General features: G+C 69.9%; 5 protein-coding genes. All 5 read right to left on the bottom strand.

Annotated elements, in window-relative coordinates; translation table 11 throughout:
* Positions 1 to 1,038, bottom strand: a 1,038-nt coding sequence (locus B4L26_RS13130; RefSeq protein ID WP_290719336.1) for an FtsW/RodA/SpoVE family cell cycle protein, incomplete at its 3' end; no start/stop codon positions are given.
* Complete coding sequence (murD, locus tag B4L26_RS13125; RefSeq protein ID WP_290719334.1) at positions 1,035 to 2,558, bottom strand: UDP-N-acetylmuramoyl-L-alanine--D-glutamate ligase; 1,524 nt, start codon at positions 2,556 to 2,558, stop codon at positions 1,035 to 1,037. The genes B4L26_RS13130 and murD, both read right to left, overlap by 4 nt.
* Positions 2,551 to 3,663 carry a phospho-N-acetylmuramoyl-pentapeptide-transferase gene (gene mraY, locus B4L26_RS13120; protein ID WP_290719332.1) on the bottom strand — a complete coding sequence of 371 codons (1,113 nt, stop codon included), beginning with the start codon at positions 3,661 to 3,663 and terminating at the stop codon, positions 2,551 to 2,553. The genes murD and mraY overlap by 8 nt, the downstream gene beginning before the upstream one ends.
* 55 nt (positions 3,664 to 3,718) lie before the next feature.
* The gene (locus tag B4L26_RS13115) at positions 3,719 to 5,767 is read right to left on the bottom strand and encodes a UDP-N-acetylmuramoyl-L-alanyl-D-glutamate--2,6-diaminopimelate ligase (protein ID WP_290719330.1); all 2,049 of its coding nucleotides are present in this window, start codon (positions 5,765 to 5,767) and stop codon (positions 3,719 to 3,721) included.
* Positions 5,768 to 5,799: 32 nt separating this feature from the next.
* On the bottom strand, positions 5,800 to 7,758 hold the full coding sequence (locus B4L26_RS13110; protein WP_290719328.1) for a peptidoglycan D,D-transpeptidase FtsI family protein: 1,959 nt from the start codon (positions 7,756 to 7,758) through the stop codon (positions 5,800 to 5,802).
* Positions 7,759 to 7,876 lie beyond the last annotated feature (118 nt).

Raw genomic sequence — 7,876 nt, 5'->3', positions numbered from 1 at the left:
GCCGACGAAGCCGAGCTCCTCGCCGACGATGGCGAAGATGAAGTCGTTGTGCGCGTTCGGCAGGTAGTTCCACTTGGCTCGGCTCTGTCCGAGGCCGACACCCACGACACCACCGTTGGCCAGCGCGTACAGGGCCTGGCGCGCCTGGTACCCGGCACCCTGCGGATCGTTGATCGCGCCGATGAAGCTGCGGACGCGCTCGGAGCGATATCCCTCGACCAGGGCCAAACCCACGGCGAGCAGCACGCCGCACACCACGAAACTCGCGAACACCTTCCACGGCAGCCCCGCGAACCACAGCAGCGCGCCGACGATGATCGCGATGGTGATGGTCGTCGAGAGGTTTGGCTCCAACAGGATCAACAGGCAGATCAGGGCCGCGACCGGGATCAGCGGCACCAGCAGCTCGGTCAGGTTGACGCCGTCACGGCGGCGCGAGGCCAGCAGATGGGCCCCCCACACGCACAGCGCCACCTTCACCAGTTCCGACGGCTGCACCGACAGCCCGTAGACGACGAACCACCGCCGCGCGCCCTGGCTGAGAGTGCCGATGCCAGGCACCAGCACCAATGCCAGCAGGATTGTCGTGAGCACGATCATCGGCCCCGCGGCTCGGCGCAGCAAACGGACGGGCAGGCGCACGGTCACGTAGAACACCGCAAGGCCCAGCATTGCGAAGATCACCTGCGTGGTGAACATGCTGTAGGCGGAACCGTCTTTCGAGTACCCCTCGACCGACGACGCCGAGAGCACCATCACCAGGCCAAGGACGGTCAACACCAGCGCGAGCCCGACGACGAGGTGGAACGACGCCGTCGGACGCGCGAGCAGGTTGCGCACGGCCTCGACGATCACCTTGGGCCAGGCGAGCAGCGACTCCGACGGCTCGGGGGTGGTGGTCTCCGTCTTGGCGGCCGTCTTCGTCTTGGCGGCCGTCTTCGTCTTTGCCGCGGTCGTGGTCTTAGCCGCCGTCGTGGTCGCCGCAGTGTCCGCCGTCTCGTCCGCGGCCGTCGTGGACTCGCGGTCGGCGACGGTCATCGCTGCGCCCCGGCCAGCGCGGTCGCGGCCCCGGCGAAGGCGTCGCCGCGGGCGGAGTAGCTGTCGAACATGTCGAGGGAGGCCGCGGCTGGGGCGAGCAGGACCGCGTCAACGCGGTCGTCGGCACGGGCGATCTCCCAGGCCCGGGCCACAGCGGCAGTCATCACTTCGACCGAGCGGGAACGGTCGGCGGCGGCCGGATCCGTCGTGAAGCCCGGATCGGGCACGTGCGTCTCAACGATCACCCGCCCATCGTCCCCTGTGAATACTGTGACTGTTGGGACTTCTGGGGCGTGTCGCGCAATCGCGCGCACAATCTCGCCCCGATCGCGCCCGATCGCCACCACCCCGGCCAACCGGTCGCGTGCATCGCTGATCAATTCGTCGACGGATGCCCCCTTGAGCAATCCACCCGCCACCAGCACCACCCGTTGCCGCGCAGCAATCGCCGCCGCCGCCGCATGCGGGTTGGTGGCCTTGGAGTCGTCGATGAACGCCACCGGCGCGCCCGACGCCCGCGCGAGGCGGATCACCTCTTCGCCGCGATGCCGGGCCGGGGCGAAGTCCGCCAGTCCGGCGGTGATAGCCGCGACCGGGACTCCGATCGCCAGCGTGAGCGCAGCGGCGGCCAGTGCATCTGCGCACCCCGACGGCCCGGGCGGGTGGATGCGATCGACGCCGATCAGCTCTGCGCCATCGCTGAAAGCCCGGTCGACGAGCATCCCGTGGACAATCCCGAGTTGTCCTTCAACGGGCTCACCCAGTGTGAACGGCACGCGCCGCGAGTCCATCCCCACCGGCAGGGTCGCGGCAATCGAGTCATCGCTGCCCACGACGGCGACCCGCCCGCGCAATGCGCCGGCTTTCGCCCCGGCGTAGGCCGCCATCCCGCCGTGCCAGTCGAGGTGGTCCTCCGCGACGTTGAGCACGACCCCGGCCGCCGGCCGCAACGACGGCGCCCAGTGAAGCTGGAACGAGGACGCCTCGACACACAGCACATCGGTGCGCTCGGCCCGCGTCAGGATGTCGAGCACCGGGGTCCCATAGTTCCCGCACGCTGCGACCGACCGCCCGGCCGCGGCCACGATCTGCTCGACCATCGCCGTCGTCGTCGTCTTGCCGTTCGTGCCAGTCACCACCAGCCAGGTGCGCGGCGGGCCGGTCGCGCCGCACCGGTCGACCCACCACGCCAGCTCCACCTCGCCCCACACCGGGACGCCAGCGGCGTGGGCGACGGCGACCAACGAGTGGTCCGGGGCGAATCCCGGCGACACGACGAGCAACCGGGCGCACGCCCAGAGCGCCTCGTCGGCGGCGGCATTCTCGACGCCGAGCCGGTGCAGGCCATCGACCTCTTCATGGGTGCCGAACGCATCGTCGACCACGATGACGTGGGCCCCCGCGGACTTCAGGTACGACGCCGCCGAGCGCCCCGCCGTCCCGAACCCGGCGACCACCACGTCTGCGCCGCCCAACCCGGCGACGAGTTCGGCGGCCCGTGCTGCGTCGAACTCAGCCACCGAAGTTCTTGAACTCGCTGTAGAACAGCGAGAGGCCAAGGCCGATGGAGATGGCCGTCAACAACCAGAACCGGATGATGACCGTCGTCTCAGCCCAGCCGCCGAGTTCGAAGTGGTGGTGGAATGGCGCCATTCGGAACAGTCGGCGCCCCGATGTCCGGAAGACCAGGATCTGCAGCACCACCGAGATCATCTCCGTGACGAACAGCGCGCCCAGGACGACCGCGACCAGCTCGGTGTGACTGACGATGGACAGCCCCGCCAGCAATCCGCCGAGGGCGAGCGACCCCGTGTCGCCCATGAAGATCTTCGCGGGCGCGGCGTTCCACCAGAGGAAGCCGAGGCAGGCGGCACCACCGGCCGTGGCGAGGATGGTGAGATCCAACGGGTCGCGCACCGGGTAACAGCCCGGCGCCGACGGGATCCCGGCCGCGCCGCCCTGACACGCGTTGCGGTACTGCCAGTAGGTGATGAGCACATAGGAGCCCATGACCATCGCCATCGACCCGGCTGCCAGGCCGTCGAGCCCATCGGTGAAGTTGACGGCGTTGGACCACGCCGCGACGACGAACCAGACGAAGAGGACGAAGACGACGCCGCCGAGCCCGGCCAGCGAGATCGCGCTGATGTCACGGGCGTAGGACAGATGTTCGCTGGCCGGGGTGTAGCCGTATGAGTTGCGGAACCGCAGCACAAGCACGCCGAACAAAATCGCGGCAACTGCCTGACCCACCGATTTGGCCGTCTTGTTCAGGCCGAGGTTGCGCTGTTTGCGCACCTTGATGATGTCATCGAGGAACCCGACCAGCGCCAGCATGACCGTGAGGCCCAGCACCAGCATGCCCGATGCGGTCGGACCTGAATCGTCGAGGATATAACCGACGATGTGCGCGCTGAAGTAGGCGGCGACGATGGCGGTGACGATGGCCACGCCGCCCATCGAGGGCGTGCCGCGCTTGGTCTGGTGGCTCTCCGGACCCTCGACGCGTATCTCCTGGCCGAACCCCTGCTTGGAGAACACCCGGATCAGTACCGGCGTCAAACCGATCGACACGATGAGGCCAACCGACCCCGCCACCAGAATCTGCGTAACGTCATGCGTCACGACTGCTCCTCCTGCTCGTTCGGTCCGCGTGCAACCCCACCATCCAACCCCGCCGTCAAATCCACTCGACGACCAGGTCCCGTTGTGCCAGCGCGGCCAGCACCGGGCCCCGGTCCCAATCGCCGACCATCGCGATCACATCACCGGCCGCCGGAGCCCCCGCACCGGGCGCAACCCACGTCTGCGCAAGCTCTTCGGAGGTGGCCAGCAGGGCCGCTTCGTCGCCCCACGACCCCTCCATCACCGCACCCTGGTGAGCGGCGCGCACGGCCCGGGAGTCGCCGACGCAGACGACTTTGTCCACCGCCAGCCGCACGGCCGACCGGCCGAGCAGATCGTGATCGACGACGCTGCGCGCCATATCGCCGTCGTCGGCCAACTCGCCCAGGACGAGCCAGGTGCGCGGTGCCCCCGGCTCCCCCGGTGCGCCGCGGTGCGCGCTACCGGCCCCACTATCGGCGGCGACCTCCACCAACCGTCGCAGCAGCGACTTGCCGTCGGCGATCGTCGCACTCGCTCCGTCGTCGATCACGGTGATCTGCCGGCGACCCGGCGCCGATGCCATCAACGCCTGACGAAGCACCACGCGATCGTCGAAATCGTGCTTGACCCCGTTGATCTCCTGCCCCGTCTCGTGGCCCTTGCCGGCGATCAAGACGACGTCCCCGGACTGCGCCCACGCGACAGCATCGGCGATCGCCGCGGCCCGATCGCCCACTTCCCGGATGTCGGTGGCGCGGCGCTGCTCAGCCGCTACGGCGAGGGCGCCGGCCAGCACGGCGGCGCGGATGGCGGCGGGTTCCTCAGAGCGCGGGTTGTCGTCGGTGATGATCACCAGGTCGGCGCCACGCGCCGCGGCCGCCCCCATTTGCGGGCGCTTGCCGGTGTCCCGATCGCCACCGGCGCCCAGCACCACCGCGATCCGCCCAGGGCAATCCGCGGCGAGTGTGCCCAGCACGGCTTCGACAGCGGCGGGTTTATGGGCGTAGTCGACGACGGCGAGGAAATCCTGCCCCGCCCGCACCGGCTCCAGCCGCCCCGGGACGGCAACGTCGGCGATGCCGGCACACGCCCGGTCGACGTCTGCCCCGGCCGCCGCGCACAGTGCGACGGCGAGCGCGGCATTGGTCACGTTGAAGCGTCCCGGCAGCGGTACCGGGAGTCGATGCACACCGCCGTCGGGGTCGAGCAGCGCCGACGGCCCGTCGGTGGCCACCACCGCCGTCCACCGGCGGGCCGCAGGATCCACCCGGTCGGCGTGGTCGACCGTCGCGACGGTCGTCGGATCGGCGACAATCGCGGCCATCTTCGCACCCCACTCGTCGTCGACGCAGATCACCGCGGTAGCCGCCGCCATCGGCGATGCCGGGTCGAACAGCGCCGACTTGGCGTCGAAGTAGTCCTCCATCGTCGGATGGAAGTCCAGGTGGTCCTGGGACAGATTGGTGAACCCACCGACGGCGAACGAGACTCCGGCGACCCGACCCAGCCGCAGCGCATGGCTGGACACCTCCATGACCACCGTGTCGACTCCGCGCTCGAGCATCGTCGCCAGCAGTGCCTGCAGGTCCGGCGCTTCCGGGGTGGTCAGCGAACTGGGCACGGCCGCGCCGTTGATGCGGGTGCCCACCGTGCCGATCACGCCCACCGAGTGGCCGGCGGCGATCATGGCGGCCTCGACCATGAACGCGGTCGTCGTCTTCCCCGAGGTGCCGGTGATCCCGATAACCGTCAACGAGCGGCTCGGATCGCGGTAGACCGCCGCGGCGAGCGCACCGAGCACGGCACGCGGGTCCGGGTGGACCAGGACCGCGACCCCGTCCGGTGCGTTGCACTCGGCGTCGACGATGACGGCGCCGTCCGGGTCGGTCAGGATGGCGGTCGCGCCGCGGCTCAGCGCCTCCGCCGCGTACGAGGCGCCGTGCACCCGCGCGCCGGGAAGCGCAGCGAACAGGTCGCCGGGACGCACGGACTGCGCGCGCAGCGTCACGCCGGTCACCACGGTGCCGGTCCCACTGCCCGGGCCGTCGGCTCCGATCATCAACGCCAGCTCGGCGACGGACGTCGGTGCAACGCGTTCGGGACGGATGGAGTCGGTTCCCATGGGGTGTCAATCTACCGGCCGCAGCGACCGACTCAGCCCGCCTCGAGGGTTAGGCGGGGGGCCGGCGGCGAATACGGGACCCGGGCACGTTGCAACAACCATCCGGCGATCGTGCCGAACAGCGGTGCCGCCGACTGCCCGCCACTGCCGTCGGAACTGCGCCGCGGGTTGTCCATGATGAGACCGATCACGTAGCGCGGATCGTCGGCGGGAGCGATTCCGGCGAAGGTGATGTTGTAGCGCGAGTCCGAGTAGCAGTTGCAGTGCGGATCGACCTGCTGGGCCGTGCCGGTCTTCCCCGACACCTGGTAGCCCGGCACGGCAGCTGCCGGACCGGTCCCGCGCTGGCGCCCGGTCGGATCGTCTTGGACGACGGCGCGGAACATGTCGCGCACCGTGCGGGCGGTCTGCGGGGATACGACGGTGATCCCGTCGGGGGTGGGCATCGGCGACTCGCGGTGTCCGTCACGCGTCTCGGCGGCGATGATCCGCGGCGGGATGCGAACGCCGTCGTTGGCGATCGCTTGGTAGGCCGACGTCATCTGCAGCAGGGTCATCGACAGGCCCTGCCCGATCGGCAGGTTGGCGAACGAACCGCCCGACCACTGCGACAGCGCCGGAACCTGCCCCGGGCTCTCGCCGGGCAGGCTCACACCGGTGCGCTGCCCCAGCCCGAACGCCGCGACCATGTCGGCAAACCGCTTATCACCGACCTTGCGCGCCAGCATCAGGGTGCCGACGTTCGACGATTTGCCGAAGATTCCGGCCGTGGTGTACCGCTCCGTGCCGTGCGCCCACGCGTCCTTCACGGTCACACCGGCCATCCGGATGTAGCCGGGCACCAGGTGTGTGGTCTCGGGCCGGGTCACGCCGTACTCGATCGCTGCCGCCGCGGTGATGATCTTGTTCACCGACCCCGGCTCGAACGGGGTGGTCACCGCAGGGTTGTCGAGACTGGCGTCGCGCTGCTGGGAAAGCGGCCGCGACGCGTCGAAGGTCGAGTCGTTGGCCATCGCCAGCACCTCACCCGTCTTGGCGTCGAGGACGACCGCCGCGACCCGCTTGGCCCCGGAAGCGGCCTTGGCGGCGTAGACCTGACTCTGGACGAACCACTGGATGTCGGAGTCGAGCGTCAAGCGCAGCGTGGCTCCGTTGATCGCGGGGGCGACGTTGCGCGCACTGCCCGGAATGACGGCGCCGTCAGAGCCGCGGTCGAACGTCTTCGAGCCGTTGGTACCTCCGAGCACCGAGTCCATCGACGACTCGAGGCCGATCAGACCGTTGCCGTCGTAATTGACATCACCGACGACGTTGGCGGCCAGTGAACCGCCCGGGTAGACCCGCAGGTCCTCCGGATCGGCACCCACCTCGGGGTAATCGGCGACGATGCGGGCAGCGACGTCGGTGGCCACCGAACGCGCCAGGTACACGAACTTGTCCTGACCGTTCAGCTTGGCCAACAGGTCGGCCTCCGAGATCGACCCTCCCAGTGCACTCGACACCCCCTTGGCGATCGCCGCGAACCGGGTGGCCGCATCGGGGAGTTTCGGATCGCGCTGGTGCGCGGCCTCGGTGGCGGCACGAACCGCCTGCGGCAGGAAGGTCAGTGCGCGCGCCTCGTCGGTATAGGCCAGGGGACGGCCGTTGCGGTCGAGGATCGCGCCGCGCTTGGCGGTGAGGACCTGGGTGAACTCCCGCTGCGCGGCGGCTTGTGCAGCAAGCGTCTTGGACTCAACGGTGTGGACCACGACCAGACGCGCGGCGATGGCCAGGACCGCGAGGACGACGAACACGACCGCCCATCGCGTGCGGATGGTGAACCGGTCCGGGCGATCCCCGCCCGAACCGTCGGAGCCGCCCGAGGTGGTGCCGCGCGAAGTCGCGGGCTTCGCACCCTTGCGCGAGGTGGCGGACTTCCGCACGCGCGAGCGCAAACCGGCGCCAAGTGCCCCCGGTCGGGGGCTGTCCGTATCGAGCAGGGCACGCATCATGATTTGCCCATCATTGCCGTCACTGTGCGGTCCGCCGCGGATTTGGCCCCGGCGCGCCGCCGTCGCTCGTCGGCGTCGGTGGCAGGACGTTGGGCGCAGCCTGCGCCGGCGCAGGCTG

The organism is Gordonia sp. UBA7599, assembly GCA_002477755.1.
GTDB lineage: Bacteria > Actinomycetota > Actinomycetes > Mycobacteriales > Mycobacteriaceae > Gordonia.
Note: the sequence above shows the minus strand (reverse complement) of the source record. Positions and strands in the feature narration are given on the sequence as shown.

Excerpts from the sequence above, each read along its gene's own strand:
- B4L26_RS13115 (WP_290719330.1), bottom strand. The coding sequence starts at position 5,767 with ATGGGAACCGACTCCATCCGTCCCGAACGCGTTGCACCGACGTCCGTC.
- B4L26_RS13110 (WP_290719328.1), bottom strand. The coding sequence starts at position 7,758 with ATGATGCGTGCCCTGCTCGATACGGACAGCCCCCGACCGGGGGCACTT.